Here is a 19,459-nt window from a genome sequence, read left to right as displayed (position 1 = left end):
TATTATTTCTTATTTTAGAAGTTTTCCAAGTTCGGGAGTAACCTCCTTCGCCCATCTGTCTGTCCACTCTCCGCGGACTTCTGCCATTTTGGCTACATCAGGTACAAAGGTTTTATCTGTTTCTTTCAGACCTATAATAGGTTCAAATTTTTCTAGGAGACTCATCCCTTGAACAACTGGATAAAATGCATTTTCTGCTATTAATCCTTGCGCCTCTTCACTAATTAAATAATTTATGAAATCAGTCGCTTCTTTTTGATGTTGTGCATTTTTCACAAGAGTAGCACTGAATGCTTGAAGAGGTACTCCTTCTTTTGGTACGACCATTTTAATTGGTACTCCGGAATTTGCCAGTTCTGCAATCGCGTAGCTTCCCATTACTGTAATATCGCCTGCACCTTGTTGGATAGCTGGGATTACCTGAGTAGAGTTTTTATAAAATGTAGTGGAATAGCCTGCTAGCTCTTTTGCTTTTTCCAGCCCTGCTTCCATATTTTCCGTGCTACCACCATTTGCTATTGCTAAAGCATTAAGAGTGTTAAAGCCCCAATCATTCGTAATATCAACAAAAGCTGTTTTACCCTTGTATGCAGGACTAGCTAAATCGTTCCATGACTCAATTGGTTTAATGCCGTTCTTTTCGAAACTTTCCGTGTTATAAGCTGGAGCAATTGCAAGACCAAACACTGGTGCAGCAGCACCTTCCACAGCTACAAAACGAGGATCAACATTTTTGAGATTGGTAACAACAGTTTCGTCAAGCATTTCAGAAAGCCCTTTGTCTTTTGCACGTTGAACATCGTTAGGAACAAAGATAGCAATATCAATTTGGGGAGAATTTTTCTGCAATTCTACTTTAGATAAAACTTCACCTGATAAACCGGCAACATAATTTATTTGGATACCAGTTTTTTCTTTATATTTTGGAGCAATTACGTCGCGTATCGTTTTTTCAATCACTCCTCCATTTCCTGCAATCGTAATTTCTTTAGCTCCACCTTCAGAGGATACATTGGTTGCTCCTGGTTGTTGTGGAGTAGGGTTTCCACAACCGGAAAGCAAAACAAGTAATGCAATAATAAATACACTTATAGTTTTTTTCATTTTAATAAACCTCCTAGTTTTCTTTGAATTCCTCATGGGTATACCAAGTAATATAGCTCCTAAAGTAAATACTTCTTTCCTCCTTCTCTATTTTTATATTTATAATGCAATTACCATGCCAATTTTCTGAACCTTCTAAATAAACTGATATAAAATTAAAAGAATGAAAAACCGGCAAACTTTTCCTGGTCAAGGAAAAGTTTGCCGGCATATATTTCCGTCTTCTTCTATATTACTCCTCTATTTCGTACTGTTTAATTTTATTGCGAAGACCACGCTCTGAAATTTGTAGGGCATGAGCAGTATTTTGTCGATTCCATCCATAATAATCTAGCGTTGCGGCGATCATCTTTTTTTCAATTTCCTTCATTGAAATACCTACTGGAATATATATCCCATCTTCCTCTTCATTGGTTACAGAAGTTGAAAAATCCTCTTTTTGTACCATTATATACGTTGGTAAATCATTATCTAATATGTAGTCACCTTTAGATAATGCAACAGCATATTCAATAATATTTTCTAGCTCACGTACATTTCCCGGATAATTGTAATCGAGTAGAAGTCGATAGGCATCTTTAGAAAAATGCTTATTGTTCCTATTCATTTCTAAACAATACTTTTGTAAGAAATAATCAATCAAAAGGGGTAAATCTTCTTTTCTTTCTCTTAAAGGAGGAACTATAAGGGGAATGACATTAAGCCTAAAATATAAATCGTCACGGAAAGTTCCCTCACTAACCATTTTCTCCAGTTTTTTATTGGTAGCGCTAATAATCCGTACATCTAACGAAATTTTTGTATTGGAACCCAATGGAGTAATTTCACGCTCTTGAAGTACACGTAGCAATTTTGCCTGAAGTGCAAAAGGCATCTCACTTACTTCATCTAGGAAGAGTGTACCTCCATTAGCGGATACCCATTTTCCTTGTTTGCGTTGCGTGGCACCGGTAAAAGCTCCTTTTTCATAACCAAACAACTCAGATTCGAGTAAGGCTTCGGGGATGGCAGCGCAATTTACAACTTCAAGTGGACCGTTTTTTCGTTTTCCGCTGTTGTGTATATTTCTCACTACTAGTTCTTTTCCACTGCCGCTTTCACCCATTATAAGAACATTTGAATCTATATCTTTAATGCGATCAATCAACGAAAAAACACGATACATAGCCTTACTCTTACCAATAAAGTTTTTATAACCAATCCTTTGCTCCAGTTCTTCCGTTAACGTTTCAACTCGAGATGATAAGCCCTTATATTCAAGGGCTTTCGATATAAGTAACTGAAGTTCCTCAATAATAATAGGCTTTTCAATATAATAGTAGGCACCCTGCTTAATAGCTTCAATAGAAGTTTCAATAGAGGAATAGGCAGTCATCATTATAACAGTAACGGACGAATCTTTTTTCTTAATCTCTTGAAGCATATCAAGTCCACTATAGATTCCTAACTTAAGATCCAGAAGAACTAAATCTATATTATCTTGTTCAATGATTTCAATCCCTTCCTGAGGATTACTAGTCGTTATAACATCGTAATTATCCTCAAGAGCAAAACTTAGGGATACGCAAATAGCAGTTTCGTCATCAATTATTAAGATCCGAGAATTCATCTTTCCTCCCCCTCTGTTTCGAACAATGGTAATAATACGGTAAATTTCGTACCTTGACTAGGATGGCTGTCCACCTGAATATCCCCATTATTTTCTTTAACCAACTTGTAAGATACAGATAAACCCAATCCTATACCTTTTTCCTTATTTGTATAAAAGGGTTCAAATATTCTATTAATATCTTCTTTTCTTATACCTATCCCTGTATCGGTAATTGTAATTTTCCCCGTATTGGCATGTTCTTTTTCTATCTTAACCGTAATTTTTTTCTCCTCAGTCTTCTCAACCGCATCAATTGCATTTAGCATTAAATTTAAGAGCACTTGACGTATTTGTTGTGGATCAATATAAAAAACTAAATCTCCCTCTACTGATTGTTCAAGGACAATTTGTTTGTTCTCTATAGTAATTTGAAGAAATGATAGCAATGAAGTAAGCTCGTTAATACTATTATATCTTTCCTTTTTAGGTGGACGGGGACGCGAATAATCAAGTAGATCAATTACAATTTTATTCAATCGGCCTACTTCTGCTGGTAAATGATCAATAATTGATGCTCGAAATTTAGGCTGATCATATTTTTTAGGAAGTAAATCAATAAAAGTTTTAATCGACGTTAAAGGATTACGAATTTCATGCGCGACACCAGCTACAAGTTGACCCAGCGCATGCATTTTCTCTTGTGAATTAAGTTTACGTTCGAGCTTTTTCTTTTCTGTTTCGTCATTCATGGAAAGCAAATAACCGGTCTGCCTTTCTTGAGAATCATACATTTGAACTACCCGGTAAGATATTAACTTTTGCTGCGTCCCCTCATTAACTTCCCAAATATAGGGGATAGTTGAATCATCCTTCCTTTCACTCCCAACTTTATATTGTAGAAATAGTTCGTTAAGAAGGGATGAATCTTGCAGGTTATCAACCTGATTAGGAGAGAGACCAAGTACATCTATTGCTTTGGCATTCCAGCTCGTTATCTTTAAATTAAGGTTATATGTAACAATGCCCGTATCGATATTATTCAACACTTGCTCTTTAAATGCATTATTATCAGCAATCAATTGGCGTTGTTCTTGCAGATTCATATTAAATTCACAAGTTTATGTGTCTGGATATTCACTTCCCTTTTAAGCCTTTGATTCCAGTTATAGATGAACAATATTCCAAGGGCGCCTGCCATTAACACAAGACTTAATAGGAAAATAAAATGCTTTAATTGAGTGATTTGAGCTTCAGATTGCGGCATTAACCATCTATAAATTATTGTATTAACTTCTCCTTTTGCCTTTAAGTCATTAAGAGTGTTATTCACCATCAGTAACAACTCTTTTTCGCCTTGTTTTACTGCTATTGTATAGTCAGCAGGTTCTATCACTTCTTCAAGGATTATAATTTTGTCTTCCTGCGGCGAATCTTTTAAAAAGAAAGCTGCAGTCCATTTATTCCCAACAAATACGTCTGCATTTCCATTAAGCAATGTTTCAAGGCCATCATATTGATTTGTTATTATGGTTAGATTTGAATTTCTCATATTGTTTAGCATGTTGAGTACTGGTGTTCGTTCTTCCAATACTACATGCTGATTTCGAACATCAGTAATTGATCGAATAGTGCCTACCTTTTCTTTAGGGATAATGAGTGAATCAGACATTGTAAAATAGGAGTCCGAAAAATCAAACCACTCATCATATTCTGTGCTATAAGTAATTCCAGCAATCGCATCAATTGTTCCATTTTTCAAAGCTGTTTCAGCATCTCTCATGTTCATTGGAATATATTTAAAAGTAAGGCCATTATCACTTGCTATTTTATCCATAATATCTATACTAATGCCTTTCAATGTTCCATCTTCATTTGTAAATGAGAAAGGCGGCAAATTCAAATCACCTGCAATATTGTATGTTTTTTTTACAGCAAATGCAGGTGGGACGTTAGTAAAAAATATTCCAACAGTTAAGAGAGAAATAAAAAGGCGAAATATTTTGACTTTTCTTCGTTTGATAGTGCCCACTTCCTTTAAACAATTATATCGCATTATTGCCGCATATAGGATGAATAAACTATTTTATATTGATTCTTCATGGGGAATTCTATTAAATGATTTACTATCACTTTAAATCTTTCTGTTTTTTTAACCGCAAGTATGTTTATCAAATTGGATGTGTTAATTATTTGGTTCTTTCATATAGGGCCTTCTATCAGTTCAACTGTTTTTAACTGGATCATCTATAAATTTAAAATAAGGCAATACTAATCCCAATAACGAAACCGAACAAATAATAGTTCCGATTAAAAAATAAAGTGGACGTATTCCCCATTGTTCACTCAAAACTCCACCAACAAGTACACCAAGTGGCATTACTCCCCTTATGATAAAAAGTCGGACAGAAGCTACTTTACCCATCAATTCATTTGGAACGGTTTGTTGAAATATCGTCATGTTATGGACACTAAAAAAAGCCATCGCAATTCCAGCAATTATCTCCGTCACTACCCCAAAAATAATGCTATCGTTAAACCCTAACGCAATAAATGTCACACCACCGATAACCAATGCACCCAACATTAAAACTCTACGACTCTTATATGTTATTTTCCCTACTAGTAGCGAGCCAATCACATAGCCGAGTGGAAAACTGGCCATAAAATAACCGTATTCAGCATAGCTTCCAGACAATTCTTTTGTTATATAAGGCAAGGTAACTACCATTGTCACGCCTACGCCAAATTGGACGAATGCTAAAAAGATTCCTAACCAAACGATAAGTCTCTGCTTAAAGAAATAGGATATGCCTTCGGAAAATTGTTCTAACCAAGATTTTCGTACACTAATGGAAATTCTATTTTCTTGAATAAAAAGTAAAAGAGTTCCGCTTGTAATTAGTGTGCCGCATACAAATAATAAAGTAGGTATAACACCTATATATTCAATGACACCCCCTCCCAAAATCGGAGCTAGAAAAGTCATTAATCGAACGGTTCCATCTATACAAGCATTCGCTTCCGTTAATTCTTCTTTCGAGACAATTGTCGGGGTGATTGCTTGGTTAGCAGGTGTATAAATAGGCGTTATTAGCCCCACCATAATTTGGACTATATAAATATGCCACACTTCAAGATTTCCACTAGCTAAAGAAACAAGTGGTATAAGGAAGATGATTCCCCGCGTCCACTGTGAAAATACCATGATCCATTTTCTACTCCATCGATCGATAAAGGGTCCAATTAATAATTGCAAAATAAGAGACGGTATAAAATATAGTAGCCACATGCTACCTAATGCCATCGTCGAATTAGTCAATTGATAAATTAGAATGGAATTACTAAAAGTTCCAAATGCACCGCCTAATTCGGAAATGACGTTACCTATCCAGATGAAGATAAAAGGACGATTTATCCATAGTGTTCTATTGCTTCGCCTCTTACTCATTGATTTAGATAAAATTCAAATTCTTTTGATAGCATACTAAGCGATTTTCTTTTAAGCATATACTTAGAATCGTTCATTTCTACTAGCTTTGCTGCTCTTAGTATTTTTAGATGATGATGGATGGTGGATTTACCTATGTTTAATTGCTCTGTGAGATTTTGTAATGTAAGATCCTGTTCATAAAGCAACTTAACAATGCGAAGTCTAACCTCATCTCCCAATGCTTTATGTTTTAATATTAAAAAATTATCGGGGGTGTACGGGTCATTTGGTGTTATACTTTCATTGGCAATAGGATAGTAAAATACTTTTGTATCTTCTAAATCCGATTCAATGTTCCATGGACGATAGATATATTGTGGGATTAATAATACATTGGACACATTGAGTTCTGGCAAATACGTAATTCCACCTGTTGTCCATTCGACCAGTTCTTCTGCAGTCATTTTATCTGCCATCTTTTGCTTCATTTCATAATCATTTTGCAAAATAGTATGGAGCTGCTCCGCATCTTGCATGATAACCGCCTCATACCACCCATTCATCACTTGGATTAAATGTTCTTTTAACCGTTTTCCGTTAGCCTGGCAAATGAATTCAATATAACTTGGAAAAAAAGAGTTTTCCTTCGTAATTTTCATCATTTCTTTCATAGCTAATGGATCTCCTAATGAAGCATTTCTTCTTAATTCTTGATAACTGTTTCCGATAAACGGCAAACATATAAATGTAAAATGTGGCATGGAAAGCTTTTGAATATAGTGTGTAAACTCATTTAAATCAGTGAAATCTCGTTGATGGAGTAACTGTAGTAAGGCTTTCCATGTATTTTTGTTTTCTACAAAGTCTAATTCGACTAATAGTTTGACAGGTAAAGATTCTTTGATTTCTTTCCAATAGTTCACTGGTTTTTCCATCGTTTTCATAAGTGGTGTATTTGTTATCGCTGCAATTCCTAATGCACATTCCCATAAAACTGAGTATTTTAAGCCGATTTTATATGTTTCCCTCTTTCTGCTTGTAAGATTGAGAACCTCCATTACATCACCTCTACTATGAATTCTATATACTCTGAATATATCATTCGATAATTATAGAATCAATAGAAGTTTTATTATTCTGACAATAAAATTAGCCAATCATTTAATGAAGATCCCTTAAGATCAATCGCATTCATCTTTGCCGCTTTGCTTAATATGTAACGTATATCTTAAAATTCTAAACTCACTTTCCTCTTGAAGCTTACTATCCCATCCAGTTCTAGACGTTCTACTTTTCCAATCGATTCTAAATACAATAATCGAGTAAGCGTAGCCATAAAAGAACTTAAATTGAGGATGATATTTGCAGTGTCGTATACTTCGTAACAGATTTGATTTGCCGTTTTTCCTTCCATTGACACAGACTGTAGAACTTGTTGTAGTCGATGTCTATGTTTCGCCGTCATCTCATGTATTCTCGCTGGGAGATCATATATCAAGTCTCCATGGCCAGGCAAAGTAATATCGGCCGGATATTTTTCCACCACCTTCAATGATAATAAATAATCTTGCAATGGATTTCCTTCTTCTCCCGACCATAGACCGATTACTGGACTAATACTGTTTAATACATGATCTCCGATTATCATAATTTTTTTATTTTTATTATAAAAGCAGAAATGGTCAGGTGCGTGACCTGGTGTCCAAATAGCTTCATATAATTCTTCTCCTAATTGGATATGCTGATGATTATTGAAAAAACCATCCGGTTCGAAATCATAAATGGAATTATCTTCATTTATTTTATTAGGAAGAGCAACTCCCCCATGTCTAATAATTAAGCTGTTTGTTCGATCCCTTCTATGGGAAACTCGATTTTTCTTCATTTCCACATAACCTAAATAGGAAACGATAACAGGTACCCCTACTTCCTGTTGAAACCATTTTGCCAGACCAATATGATCTTGGTGCGTATGCGTCAGAACAACTTTCTCTATGATGATTCCAGATGATAAAACTTCTTTCCATCCATCCTTCGCCTCTTTTGAATCAGTTCCTGTATCAATCACGGTATAGCCATTTTTTCCTTCTATTAAATAGCAGTTTACTGCTCCCATTCCAGTAGGAAAATTGATCACAAGTTTATGTATACCTTCTGCTACTTCTGTTAACATGTCACTTCCTCCTTTGGTGCATCAAAAGCAATCTCTCGGCAACCAACCAACCTCTCCATTTTCTTTTTTCATAAGCATATAACCGTCACATTCATTATCCACGATCCATACTTTCTCTCCTTGTTTAACTGACAGAAAAGTTGTGCTCACATCCGCCTTAGAAAGTGTCGCTTCATTCTCTAATTTTATATATTCATTTTTAATCCATTGTTCTATCCCGAGATTCGTATTTTCACATATAGTGAAGTACTTCTCTTGTCGTATGATTTGTAAGTCGTAATTGGGATATGTTACCGTTCCTACTCTATTCATAGAATCGTTATATTCTTTTTGCACGATGATTTCGTTTGTTAATTCATCAACATATGTATGTGTATACATGCCATCTTGGATAATTAGCGCATTTAATTGCCCATCTTTCTTAATCTGATTTCCCCCATCTAATGCAATGATTTTTTTATCCAGGTCAATAATCGGATTATGGGAACTAACTTGATTTGCACGGTAATTAACAACGGGCCAATGACCAACAATAACTGTTTTTTTCACTTGATGGACTTTGTTATAAAATTCTTGCGTATACAAAGCTGTCTCTTCTGAAGTTTCTCTCCAACTTTCCTTGTTATCAAGGCCTGCATGAATGACAATAAATTCATCTGTTTCATATGCAATTGGTAATGATTCTAACCAGTCTATTTCTTCTTGAAAATTTTGGCGATAATAACAGCTCAGCTCTTCTAAATTTATAAAATCATCTATGGTTTTACGATGCTTTGTTAGCATTTCGTTCAGAATAGAATGCTTTTGTCTATTCATATAAGCAATGATCCCCTCACTTCCATGAAAGACATAGCGATGAACTACATCACAGTTGCCTTTTGTTACATAGACATGAGAAGAACCTTCACACAGATTTCTTACAAATTGCACTACTTCTAAACTATTTGCCCCTTTTTCACAAAGATCGCCATTAATGAATAAATAATCATCCTTTGTATAATCTACTTTTTCTAACAGACGACTGAATAGCTTTAAATTTGCGTGTATATCCGAAATGACTATTACACGTTTAGTTTTATCTAATTGCAGTTTTATTACATCAATCACAAACTCAACTCCATACTATTATAATCTTACGAATATTATAGCAAAAAAAGTAACCAGCCATTTACTATATGGCCGATTACTTTCTAATTGTCACGTTAAGTCAACACTGTAAAATGTGAATGCAACTCATTTAAGAATTAACCAATTCTTGCTCCCAAGCAGGTAGCATTTTGTTTAATTGCTTATCTTCTCGGTATCCTAATACATATTCAGCTTGCATTATTGTATGGATTTCACGCGTTCCTTCATAGATAACAGGCGCTTTCGAATTACGTAAGTAACGTTCTACTGGATATTCGTCCGAATAGCCATTTGCCCCGTGAATTTGCACTGCATCATCTGCTGCTTGGTTGGCAAAATCACATGCTTGCCACTTTGCAAGAGACGTTTCTCGCGTATTTCGTTTTCCAGCGTTTTTCAGTTCTCCTGCGCGATATACTAGCAAACTGCTCATTTGATATCCGGCTTCCATTTTAGCGATCATTTGTTGAACTAATTGGTGTCTACCAATTTCTTTTCCAAATGTTTCGCGTGTATGGCAGTAGTTTACGCTAGCTTCTATACAAGCCATAATTTGTCCAACTGCTCCTGCCGCTACAGTGAAACGCCCGTTATCAAGCGCTGCCATCGCAATTTTGAACCCTTCGCCTTCTTCCCCAAGTAAGTTCTCTTTCGGTACTTTCACATTTTCGAAAAATAGCTCGCCTGTATTACCTGCACGAATTCCTAGTTTTCCTTTCGTTGCGATGGAAGAAAAACCTTGCCATGTACGCTCTACTATAAAGGCAGAAATCGCTTTATGTTTTTTCGATTTGTCTCCTGTATAGGCAAAAACTAAGAAGTGGTCTGCCACATCACATAGAGAAATCCATGCTTTTTGTCCATTTAAAATGTAGTGATCTCCATCTTTGACAGCAGTGGTTTCAAGCGCTGCCACATCAGACCCAGCTGCAGGCTCTGTTAAACCAAACGCACCGATTTTCTCTCCTTTTGCTTGTGGTACTAAATACTTCTGTTTTTGTTCTTCCGTTCCCCACTGCAAAAGCGTCAAGCTGTTCAATCCGATGTGCACAGAAACCGCTGTACGGAAAGCTGTATCGCCGCGCTCTAGCTCTTCACATACGATTGCGAGTGAATTGTAGTCCATTCCGCTTCCACCGTATTGTTCTGGAATACAAACACCCATGAATCCAAGGTCTGCGAGTTTCTTATAAATAGCTGGATCCGATTTTCCTGCCCGATCCCATTCGCCAATATAAGGCATAATTTCTTTGTCGACAAACCCTCTTACCGTTTTACGTAACATGTTTTGTTCGGCTGAAAATGAAAAGTTCATACTATAATCTCTCCTTTTAATTGGTTGTCTGTGTCATTCCTAATCGATTCATAATTTCCTCATTATGCTCACCCGGGTTAGGTGGGTGGTGCTTCATCTGAACCGGCGTCCTAGATAGCTTAAGTGGACTTCCTATCAGTTTAATACGACCCACTGTTGGATGATCTTGCGTGATAAACATATTACGCGCTTGCAGCTGTTTATCCTGGACAACTTCTTTTAAATTTTGAATTGGTCCACTTGGAATATTGTTTTTTCTACACTGCTCTTGCCAATAGGCGGTCTCTTTTGTTAATAAAACAGCTTGTAATAATGGAACTAGTTCATCTCTATTTTTCACGCGGTTAGGATTCGTTTGAAAAAGAACATTTTGAGCATATTCGGGTTTTCCAAGAACATCGCAAAATGCTTTAAATTGATGATCATTTCCTACGGCTATAACCATTTCCCCATCTAGCGTTTGAAATGCTTGATACGGAACAATATTTGCATGCGCATTTCCAAGCGCTTTCGGAATTTGTTCTGACATTAAATAGTTACTTCCAATATTCACTAGAGCACTTACTGCAGAATCATAGAGAGAAATATCTAGCTTTTGTCCTCTATCCGATTGTACACGCTCTAGTAAGGCAGCTTGAATTCCAATGCATGCATATAACCCAGTCAAAACATCGACAATTGCGACCCCTGTCTTTTGTGGGCCCGATTCCTTCGTACCAGTGATACTCATTAATCCACTCATCGCTTGAATGATAAAATCATAACCTGGAATATGTCGATCCGGTCCCGTTTCTCCAAAACCTGTAATCGAGCAATACACAATACGTGGATTAAGCTCCGCCAAGACGTCATAACCTAAACCGAAACGATCCATTGTTCCTGTTTTGAAATTATTAATAATTACATCACTTTCTTGAACCAACTTTTTAATAATTTCAACCCCGGCTTCTGATTTCAAGTCTAAAGTGATTGCCTTTTTGTTTCGATTCGCACTTAAATAGTAAGCACTTACTTCTTCTTTAAAGGGAGGACCCCATCTACGAGTTTCGTCACTTCCTCCAGGTGCTTCTACCTTGATAACCTCCGCACCTAAGTCACCCATGATCATCGTGCAATATGGACCAGCGAGAACACGTGATAAATCCAAGATTTTAATATTAGCAAGTGCTCCGGTCATTTAAACAATCACACCTTTCCTCAGTCAATTTAAAAAGCCAATTCAAAAAGATTACAGACCCGCTGTAAATCAAATTGAACTGGCTTATTATCTGCGGTAAAAAATCCTGGTAAGAATTTTAACAGATTAGGCAGTATTGGCTTTTATATTTTTCAAAAATAGTCATGGTTGTGAACGTTAAATCGTTTCGGCATGACTTATTGCTTCTTATTCTAGTACAACAATACGAGTTTGTAAACACTTTTATCTAAACTTTCAAAAATTTAAGATTTATTTTTTCTCCGCTATATACAACTCATAATGCTTATATAAATCTTTCAATGCAGACATTACCGCATTTCCTGCTTTGCCTAAATAATGATTCTTTATACTTGTAAGCGGTTGATCAATGCCATCTTGCAAACTATGTCCCCTCAATAGTTGTTGTACAAACGCTCGTCCATGTTCTGTTGCTAACGTACAACTCGCCGCAACAATCACTCCATATTTTTTATCGATTTCCACTGTAATTGTCAAAGTTTCATATAAATTTTGTGCCGCCATTCCTGCTGGTAATCTTGCATGCCCTGCTATAAAAACTGTATTCATAACCGTATCCCCTTTTGTTTTAAAGCTTAATTTAATATAAGAATACAGTAAGCAAATAATATTTAATAGAGGTTAATGGGAATATTCAGTATAATAATTATATATTTATTTATTAATAATAACCAGTGTTTGATGGTCTTCCCACTTCCCATTTATTAGAACATTTTCTTTAGCGATACCTTCCTTATGGAACCCCGCTTTTCTAACACTTTAACGGATTTTCGAAAGAAGTCTTCCATCCTCATGTTGGTGAGTCAAAAGAAACGATAAGTCGAGAAGCCCCCACTTCAAGTAGACCGTAAGGTTAACTAAGTGGTGGGTAGTTCACTAGATCCTAAATTATGAGGCATCACACCAGCTTCAATACGATGCAGCTTTAACTCCTTAAATTCGAACTCTACTGCCTGTCTTACTGCTTCGGACATATATCCTTTTCCATTTTGTCCTTTATCTAAATAATAGCCTATCCAACAACTTTGTAGATCCCCTTGCACAACTTCAGATAAAGTCACATTTCCAATTAACTGTTCATTTTCAGTAAGGAAAATACCAAATGAATAGAAAGTATCTCGCTCAGCACGTGAGATACTCTTTTTAATCCGCTCTATTTGTCTCTCCAACATATAAAATTCCTCATCTTTTAAAGGAGTATATAATTGGGAAAATTTCAATTTTCTGTTTCTAACTTTCATAAATCTTCGGCATCCGACACTTGCAATAATCTAATAAATATCGCTCGTTTATTCTCCATATAACTTCCTCCTCTAAAACAAAAAATCACGGGCAACACCCATGATTAAAATAGCAATTAATTTTATTTACTACAGGAAAGATTATTTCCACAATTGTTCTCACAATCACTCTAACTATTTTAATAGTAATAAAATTTCATCTATTGCACAACATTACCTCTTGCTTACTTGGAAAATCATTCAACCCCAACGATTTGCAAGTAAATAGGAAACTTTTATAATTGCTTCTTCTATTTTAAGACCTAACTATGTTTGTTTCTTTAAAAGGAATATTCAGTTCTATATAGTCATTTAACCCAGTCTAATCATCAAGTTTAACACCTACTATTATATTAAATTTTCTGATATTTCCTAGGCAATATTTTGATAGCTCTCGCAATTTTATTACTATTTTCACCTTCTATGATGCTATCTACAGAATTTTGCTGGTGTATTAGTTAATGATTGAAGAAGTTTGAGATTTCCGCTTTTCGATAGGACCAGCTATTAAAATAGTTGTGACATTCGTTTACGATGATGCGCTATAAATATGTTTTAATACTCGAACGTCCTTATACAAGCAAAAGATCTTTTTCTTGCCGATCCAACTCTTCCCTTCCATTCTGTTTCAAATAATAAAAAACTTATAAAGGAGAAGTAGCTACAAGTCATTCATACCTTAATCCATCTGAAAGCTCCTCTATCTTTGTCCACTCTATAACAATTATTTCTTTCTTTTTCTTCTCAATCACCTTTTTAAAAGCTAGTTTTTCAATAACTCGATTTAAATGTCTCGTCGTTGTTCCTATTAAAGAAGCTATTTCCATACTATTTGCCGTTTGAATTTCTTTACCAAAGCTTACACCATTCCGAACCGTACACAGATAGCTCGCGAACCTCGTTTCTACAGAGGCTAGTAAATTAATGCGAGATGCCGTGGGACATGTTTGAAGTTTGTATGTAGCATGGGCTAATAGCTGCTGTAAAAAAGCTATATCTTTCATTAATTCGTTGTATATATATGTTTGATGGATAAAAATAAAATCCGTCTCTTCCACTGCTGTCACTTGAGATTGGATTGGCACCTTTTGGACTAATTCAATATCTCCCATAAAGGAAATCGCTGAGCAAAATCTGAGCAACAGTGCTTTTCCCGTAATGACGCTTGTAGTGATTTTCGTTCGTCCGGAAACTTGTATATACAAACCATCGATATCGTCCCCTTCTACTAGAACCACTTCGTTGCGACTATATCGTCTAATTTGAAAGGGATGTTCTTCGCTAGTAAAAACTTTTTTTAATTCTTTATAATTCAAGTAATAAGTGCAAAGTACTTTATCTTGGATTATTTGCATCGTTAAAACTCCTTTTGGGACATCTGTCCTTTTCATTATATCGAAAATTTTCTACTATTAAGAGAGTGAAAGGACGGAGAGCCATGAAATTTGTTTTTGATCTAGATGGCACGATTTGTTTTAAGGGGCAACCTTTATGTAAAGAAATAACGCAGGCATTACAATATTGTCACCAAGTGGGACATGAAATTAGCTTTGCCTCTGCAAGACCAATTCGAGACCTACTTCCTGTGCTTCCAAAAGAAATGCATACGTATCCAATGATTGGAGGAAATGGGGCATTTGTTGCAAACGGTGGAAAAGTCACACATCTAACGGCATTTGATAATAAAACAAAAAAACAGATAGAAAAAATTATAGAGGAATTTCAATTATCCTATTTAATCGATAGTGCATGGGATTATACATATACCGGAAGTACAGAACATCCCATTTATCGAAATCTGGACCCTGATCAGTTAGCAAAAAACATTTCGATACATAAGATTAATGAAATGATTAAAGTTGTCCTATTTCCAAACGAACATACAAGTAAAATAGTATCTCGATTGAAATCGCTTCAAGTCAGAACATACATGCATGGACAAGAAAATATTTTAGATATTAGTCCTCTAGGGGTTGATAAATGGTCGGGCTTACAAAAACTAAATGTGAAACAGCAAGAATTCATAGCTTTTGGAAATGATGCAAATGATATTCCTATGTTTCAATTTGCAAAAGAAGCTGTTTGCGTTGGTAAACACGAAGAATTGCAGAAAGTAGCGACATTAAATGCTGAAAGTAATGCAGGGGCAGTCGCAGATAAGATTAGAGAGCTTAGTAAAGTTTATGCCGCTCATTTGGAAATGAACAGATGAAGATTCTCGTATTTCAGTTATAGCTAATGCCAGTTTGATACTTTTCCAACTAAACTCGAAATTTTTCCAACTAAATCATTGTTTTTTCCAACTAATCAACCAAATTTTCCAACTAAACCGGTATTTTTTCCAACTACTACTTGTAGAGAGAATAAAATTGTTATACCAATACAAAAAAACTGTAGACAGCTCCTCAAAATCAGAGTGTCTACAGTTTCCTTATGCTAATCGCTTTTTAGCTTCTTCTATTTGAATAGCAACTTGGTCAAAGCCCGTTCCGCCTAAAGAATTTCTTCTTCTTACAGCAGCAAGTGGTGATAATACGTCATAAATATCCGACTCGATTAAGCTGCTTGCTTCTTGTAAATCTTCTAGTGGAAGATCTAATAAGAAATAGCCTCTTTGGATGCAAAGGAATACTAATTTCCCTGTTACTTCATGTGCTTCACGGAATGGAAGTCCTTTAGCAGCAAGATAGTCCGCAAGTTCAGTTGCATTGGAAAAATCTTTGTGGACAGTATCGTGCAGACGTTCTTTGTGAACAGTCATCGTGCGTACCATACCTTCAAATATCTTCAATGATCCGACGATTGTATGTACTGTATCGAACATGCCTTCTTTGTCTTCCTGCATATCTTTATTGTAAGCTAATGGCAATCCTTTGATTACTGTTAGTAAGCCCATCAGGTTTCCATACACACGGCCTGTTTTCCCACGAATTAATTCAGCCATGTCAGGGTTCTTCTTCTGAGGCATAATACTAGAACCAGTAGAGAAAGAATCATCTAGTTCGATAAAGTTAAATTCGGAGCTTGACCACAAAATAATTTCTTCTGCGAATCTTGATAAGTGCGCCATTAACATGGAAGAGTTACTTAAAAATTCCACAATAAAATCGCGATCACTTACTGCATCCATACTGTTTGCATATACATTTGCGAAGCCTAAATACTCCGCTGAAAGTTTACGATCAATTGGAAAAGTAGTTCCTGCAAGCGCACCTGCTCCGAGCGGTGAAATATCGATACGTTTAATCGAATCTTTAAAACGATCCTTGTCTCGGTCCAGCATCCAGAAATATGCCATTAAGTGATGCGCAAAAGAGATTGGCTGCGCACGCTGTAAATGCGTATATCCCGGTGCAAGAGTTTCTATATGTGTTTCTGCTTGTGCGACTAGTGTTTGTTGGAAAATCTCGATTAACTCGATAATTTCTCCGACTCTATTTTTTAAATATAAATGCATATCCGTTGCTACTTGATCGTTTCGACTACGTCCAGTGTGCAATTTTCCACCTACTGGGCCAATCAAATCAATAAGCATTTTTTCTAAGTTTAAATGAATATCTTCGTTTGCAACTAGAAATTCCAATGCATTATCTGCTGCTAGTTTTTTTAATTGCTCCAAACCACTTAGAATTTGCTGCACGTCCTCCTGGGGCAAAATATTACATGCCCCAAGCATTTTAACGTGCGCGATACTACCATCTAAATCTTCTATTACTAGTGTTTGGTCAAATCCGATAGAAGCTCCAAATTCATCTACCCATTGTTCGGCAGATTTTTGGAATCTTCCTCCCCAAAGTTTGGTCATGCTTTCACCTTCTCTGCTCCCTTGTTCACCAAAGCGTGAACTTTTGTTGGAAGCCCCCATAGTTCGATAAATCCAACTGCTGAAGCATGGTTAAATTCATCTTCTGCTGTGTAAGTTGCAAGTTTTTCATTATATAAAGAGTTAGGTGATTTACGTCCTTCTACAATGGCATGCCCTTTAAATAGTTTCACACGAACTGTACCATTTACATACACTTGTGTTTCTTTTAAGAATGCTTCTAAAGCAGTTCTTAGTGGAGAGAACCAAAGTCCTTCATAAATAAGCTCTGTTAGTTTTTTCTCCATTACTGGTTTGAAATGCGCTAATTCTTTTACTAAAGTTATATCTTCTAATTCTTTATGTGCAAGTAATAATGTATGAGCACCTGGAATTTCATATACTTCACGTGATTTAATACCAACTAGACGGTTTTCTACATGATCGATACGGCCAATTCCATGCTTTCCAGCTAAATCATTTAACTTTAAAATTAATTCATAAAGTTTATATTCCACACCGTCAAGCGCGACAGGGACACCGTTTTTGAACTCGATTTCAATCACATCTGGAACATCAGGGGCATTTTCAAGTGAAACCGTTAAATCATATGCATCCTCTGGTGGTGCTGCCCACGGATCTTCTAGGATACCGCATTCATTTGCACGCCCCCAAAGGTTTTGGTCGATCGAGAACGGGCTATCTAGATTAATCGGAATTGGAATATTTTTTTCTTTTGCATATGCAATTTCTTCTTCACGACTCCAGCTCCACTCACGAACTGGTGCAATTACTTCTAATTCAGGGTTTAATGCTTTAATAGAAACTTCGAAACGAACTTGGTCATTCCCTTTTCCTGTACAGCCATGCGCTACTGCAGTTGCACCTGTTTGTTCCGCTATTTCTACAAGTTTTTTCGAAATTAACGGGCGTGATAGTGCAGATACAAGCGGATATTTGTTTTCATACCATGTATGCGCTTGTAATGAAATTAATGCATATTCATTCGCAAATTCTTCTCTTGCATCGATCATATAACTTTCAATCGCCCCAACTTGCAGCGCTTTGTTTTTTACGAATTCTAAATCTTTTCCTTCGCCAACGTCAAGACATACTGCCACTACATCATATCCTTGTTCTTTTAACCATGTAATTGCAACAGATGTGTCTAATCCACCTGAATAAGCTAAAACGACTTTTTTATTCATTATATATTCCTCCAATGTATCTTTATACGTAAATTTAGTATTAATATACACAATGTATCATGAGTAATGTATAAATACAACTAATAATTTATGATTATAAGAAATATTTTTATTAGACAGACAGATTAATTGATTCCGGGAGAGGAAACAAAGATAATGGAAAAAAGGAGTGAGTTTGATGAGTCATTTATTTTCACCTATTACACTAAAAGGCCTCACATTAAAAAATCGTGTTGTAATGCCCCCTATGTGTCAATATTCTGTCGAGGCAAAAGATGGTACTCCAACAGACTGGCATTTTGTCCATTATGTTTCTAGAGCGGTGGGAGGCACTGGGCTTGTTATCGTAGAAATGACCGATGTAGAACCTGATGGCAGAATAACAGATTTCGATTTAGGATTATGGTCAGATGAACAAATACCGGCTTATGAAAGAATCGTAAAAGAAGTACATAAGCATGATGCAAAAATCGGAATTCAAATTGCCCACGCTGGAAGAAAAGCCACAGATGCTACCCCGCCTGTTGGTGCTTCTAACATTCCTGTTGCTGAAAATTGGAAAGAACCAAGAGCACTTTCTACACAAGAAGTGAAAGAGATGGTTAGCAAGTATAAAGATGCGGCAAAACGAGCGGTGGCTGCTGGGTTTGATACAATCGAACTTCACGGAGCCCACGGTTATTTAATCCATCAATTCCATTCACCAGCTATTAATAATCGAACGGATGAGTATGGTAAAGACTTATCCAAATTTGGAGTAGAAATTATTCAAGCAGTGCGCAGTGTGATGCCAGAAGAAATGCCGCTTCTTTTCCGTATATCCGCGATTGAGTATATGGACGGTGGCTATGATTTAGAGCATTCATTAGAAATAGCTAAAAAGTATAAAGAAGCTGGCGTAGATGTTTTTCATGTTTCGAGTGGCGGTGAAGGTCCTGCTGGGAAATTAAAACCTGCTAACACTCCGGGATATCAGGTATCCTTTGCACGTGCATATAAAGAGGCATTAAATGTACCAGTAATTGCAGTTGGCATTTTAGATGATGCAAATTTGGCAGAGCAAACAGTTGCAAATGGTGATGCAGAACTTGTGGCAGTTGGTCGTGGAATGCTGAAGGATCCATACTGGGCATTGCATGCAGAAGAAACGATTACAGGAAAAGTAACTCCACCAACACAATATGAAAGAGGTTTTTAGTTACACTTCACCTG

Annotated in this window: 17 protein-coding genes and 1 pseudogene; 2 read left to right on the top strand and 16 right to left on the bottom strand. The window is 36.3% G+C overall.

Annotated elements, in window-relative coordinates; translation table 11 throughout:
- Nucleotides 1–9 precede the first annotated feature (9 nt).
- From ACIP9W_RS03105 to ACIP9W_RS03040, 14 genes and pseudogenes are all read right to left on the bottom strand, one after another.
- Nucleotides 10–1,104, bottom strand: coding sequence for an extracellular solute-binding protein (locus ACIP9W_RS03105; protein WP_400785864.1), 1,095 nt, complete (start codon nt 1,102–1,104; stop codon nt 10–12).
- 232 nt (nt 1,105–1,336) lie between these two features.
- Nucleotides 1,337–2,713 (bottom strand): sigma-54-dependent transcriptional regulator, encoded by a 1,377-nt coding sequence (locus ACIP9W_RS03100; protein WP_400785861.1) that lies wholly within the window; start codon nt 2,711–2,713, stop codon nt 1,337–1,339.
- Nucleotides 2,710–3,798 (bottom strand): two-component system sensor histidine kinase NtrB, encoded by a 1,089-nt coding sequence (locus ACIP9W_RS03095; protein ID WP_400785859.1) that lies wholly within the window; start codon nt 3,796–3,798, stop codon nt 2,710–2,712. The genes ACIP9W_RS03100 and ACIP9W_RS03095 overlap by 4 nt, the downstream gene beginning before the upstream one ends.
- Nucleotides 3,795–4,724 (bottom strand): substrate-binding periplasmic protein, encoded by a 930-nt coding sequence (locus ACIP9W_RS03090; RefSeq protein WP_400785857.1) that lies wholly within the window; start codon nt 4,722–4,724, stop codon nt 3,795–3,797. Before ACIP9W_RS03090 ends, ACIP9W_RS03095 begins: the two co-directional genes overlap by 4 nt.
- Before the next feature lie 192 nt (nt 4,725–4,916).
- Nucleotides 4,917–6,143 (bottom strand): MFS transporter, encoded by a 1,227-nt coding sequence (locus ACIP9W_RS03085; RefSeq protein ID WP_400785855.1) that lies wholly within the window; start codon nt 6,141–6,143, stop codon nt 4,917–4,919.
- On the bottom strand, nt 6,140–7,183 hold the full coding sequence (locus ACIP9W_RS03080) for an ArsR/SmtB family transcription factor (RefSeq protein ID WP_400785853.1): 1,044 nt from the start codon (nt 7,181–7,183) through the stop codon (nt 6,140–6,142). The genes ACIP9W_RS03085 and ACIP9W_RS03080 overlap by 4 nt, the downstream gene beginning before the upstream one ends.
- A gap of 170 nt (nt 7,184–7,353) precedes the next feature.
- Complete coding sequence (locus ACIP9W_RS03075) at nt 7,354–8,298, bottom strand: MBL fold metallo-hydrolase (protein ID WP_400785851.1); 945 nt, start codon at nt 8,296–8,298, stop codon at nt 7,354–7,356.
- A 21-nt stretch (nt 8,299–8,319) separates the two neighbouring features.
- Nucleotides 8,320–9,405, bottom strand: coding sequence for a metallophosphoesterase (locus ACIP9W_RS03070; RefSeq protein ID WP_400785848.1), 1,086 nt, complete (start codon nt 9,403–9,405; stop codon nt 8,320–8,322).
- A gap of 130 nt (nt 9,406–9,535) precedes the next feature.
- The gene (locus ACIP9W_RS03065; protein WP_400785846.1) at nt 9,536–10,741 is read right to left on the bottom strand and encodes an acyl-CoA dehydrogenase family protein; all 1,206 of its coding nucleotides are present in this window, start codon (nt 10,739–10,741) and stop codon (nt 9,536–9,538) included.
- A gap of 16 nt (nt 10,742–10,757) precedes the next feature.
- Entirely contained in the window at nt 10,758–11,918 is a 1,161-nt protein-coding gene (locus ACIP9W_RS03060) for a CaiB/BaiF CoA transferase family protein (RefSeq protein ID WP_400785844.1), read from the bottom strand.
- A 270-nt stretch (nt 11,919–12,188) separates the two neighbouring features.
- The gene (locus tag ACIP9W_RS03055; RefSeq protein ID WP_282244533.1) at nt 12,189–12,506 is read right to left on the bottom strand and encodes a DUF3870 domain-containing protein; all 318 of its coding nucleotides are present in this window, start codon (nt 12,504–12,506) and stop codon (nt 12,189–12,191) included.
- Between the two features lie 105 nt (nt 12,507–12,611).
- Nucleotides 12,612–12,713, bottom strand: a pseudogene (locus ACIP9W_RS03050) (GNAT family N-acetyltransferase); the annotation flags it as partial.
- A gap of 101 nt (nt 12,714–12,814) precedes the next feature.
- Nucleotides 12,815–13,129 carry a GNAT family N-acetyltransferase gene (locus ACIP9W_RS03045; RefSeq protein WP_400785841.1) on the bottom strand — a complete coding sequence of 105 codons (315 nt, stop codon included), beginning with the start codon at nt 13,127–13,129 and terminating at the stop codon, nt 12,815–12,817.
- 776 nt (nt 13,130–13,905) lie between these two features.
- On the bottom strand, nt 13,906–14,592 hold the full coding sequence (locus tag ACIP9W_RS03040; RefSeq protein ID WP_400785839.1) for a Crp/Fnr family transcriptional regulator: 687 nt from the start codon (nt 14,590–14,592) through the stop codon (nt 13,906–13,908).
- A gap of 83 nt (nt 14,593–14,675) precedes the next feature.
- Here ACIP9W_RS03040 and ACIP9W_RS03035 point away from each other — a divergent pair, with 83 nt between their 5' ends.
- On the top strand, nt 14,676–15,449 hold the full coding sequence (locus ACIP9W_RS03035; RefSeq protein ID WP_400785836.1) for an HAD-IIB family hydrolase: 774 nt from the start codon (nt 14,676–14,678) through the stop codon (nt 15,447–15,449).
- Nucleotides 15,450–15,668: 219 nt separating this feature from the next.
- Here the strand turns inward: ACIP9W_RS03035 and argH are convergent, their stop codons facing one another.
- Together argH and ACIP9W_RS03025 are read right to left on the bottom strand one after the other, a co-directional pair.
- Nucleotides 15,669–17,042, bottom strand: a complete 1,374-nt coding sequence (argH, locus tag ACIP9W_RS03030; protein ID WP_400785834.1) for an argininosuccinate lyase — start codon at nt 17,040–17,042, stop codon at nt 15,669–15,671.
- Nucleotides 17,039–18,247 carry an argininosuccinate synthase gene (locus ACIP9W_RS03025; RefSeq protein WP_282244526.1) on the bottom strand — a complete coding sequence of 403 codons (1,209 nt, stop codon included), beginning with the start codon at nt 18,245–18,247 and terminating at the stop codon, nt 17,039–17,041. The genes argH and ACIP9W_RS03025 overlap by 4 nt, the downstream gene beginning before the upstream one ends.
- Before the next feature lie 178 nt (nt 18,248–18,425).
- Here ACIP9W_RS03025 and ACIP9W_RS03020 point away from each other — a divergent pair, with 178 nt between their 5' ends.
- Entirely contained in the window at nt 18,426–19,445 is a 1,020-nt protein-coding gene (locus ACIP9W_RS03020) for an NADH:flavin oxidoreductase/NADH oxidase (RefSeq protein WP_282244525.1), read from the top strand.
- Nucleotides 19,446–19,459 lie beyond the last annotated feature (14 nt).

This window comes from Psychrobacillus sp. NPDC093180 (assembly GCF_044754065.1).
Classification (GTDB): domain Bacteria; phylum Bacillota; class Bacilli; order Bacillales_A; family Planococcaceae; genus Psychrobacillus.
This window is presented reverse-complemented; position numbering and strand designations above follow the sequence as displayed.

What these genes read in the sequence shown, in the direction of transcription:
- ACIP9W_RS03105 (WP_400785864.1), bottom strand. Translation starts at nt 1,104, where the DNA reads ATGAAAAAAACTATAAGTGTATTTATTATTGCATTACTTGTTTTGCTT.
- ACIP9W_RS03100 (WP_400785861.1), bottom strand. Translation starts at nt 2,713, where the DNA reads ATGAATTCTCGGATCTTAATAATTGATGACGAAACTGCTATTTGCGTA.
- ACIP9W_RS03095 (WP_400785859.1), bottom strand. Translation starts at nt 3,798, where the DNA reads ATGAATCTGCAAGAACAACGCCAATTGATTGCTGATAATAATGCATTT.
- ACIP9W_RS03085 (WP_400785855.1), bottom strand. Translation starts at nt 6,143, where the DNA reads ATGAGTAAGAGGCGAAGCAATAGAACACTATGGATAAATCGTCCTTTT.
- ACIP9W_RS03080 (WP_400785853.1), bottom strand. Translation starts at nt 7,183, where the DNA reads ATGGAGGTTCTCAATCTTACAAGCAGAAAGAGGGAAACATATAAAATC.
- ACIP9W_RS03075 (WP_400785851.1), bottom strand. Translation starts at nt 8,298, where the DNA reads ATGTTAACAGAAGTAGCAGAAGGTATACATAAACTTGTGATCAATTTT.
- ACIP9W_RS03065 (WP_400785846.1), bottom strand. Translation starts at nt 10,741, where the DNA reads ATGAACTTTTCATTTTCAGCCGAACAAAACATGTTACGTAAAACGGTA.
- ACIP9W_RS03060 (WP_400785844.1), bottom strand. Translation starts at nt 11,918, where the DNA reads ATGACCGGAGCACTTGCTAATATTAAAATCTTGGATTTATCACGTGTT.
- ACIP9W_RS03055 (WP_282244533.1), bottom strand. Translation starts at nt 12,506, where the DNA reads ATGAATACAGTTTTTATAGCAGGGCATGCAAGATTACCAGCAGGAATG.
- ACIP9W_RS03045 (WP_400785841.1), bottom strand. Translation starts at nt 13,129, where the DNA reads ATGTTGGAGAGACAAATAGAGCGGATTAAAAAGAGTATCTCACGTGCT.
- ACIP9W_RS03040 (WP_400785839.1), bottom strand. Translation starts at nt 14,592, where the DNA reads ATGCAAATAATCCAAGATAAAGTACTTTGCACTTATTACTTGAATTAT.
- ACIP9W_RS03035 (WP_400785836.1), top strand. Translation starts at nt 14,676, where the DNA reads ATGAAATTTGTTTTTGATCTAGATGGCACGATTTGTTTTAAGGGGCAA.
- argH (WP_400785834.1), bottom strand. Translation starts at nt 17,042, where the DNA reads ATGACCAAACTTTGGGGAGGAAGATTCCAAAAATCTGCCGAACAATGG.
- ACIP9W_RS03025 (WP_282244526.1), bottom strand. Translation starts at nt 18,247, where the DNA reads ATGAATAAAAAAGTCGTTTTAGCTTATTCAGGTGGATTAGACACATCT.
- ACIP9W_RS03020 (WP_282244525.1), top strand. Translation starts at nt 18,426, where the DNA reads ATGAGTCATTTATTTTCACCTATTACACTAAAAGGCCTCACATTAAAA.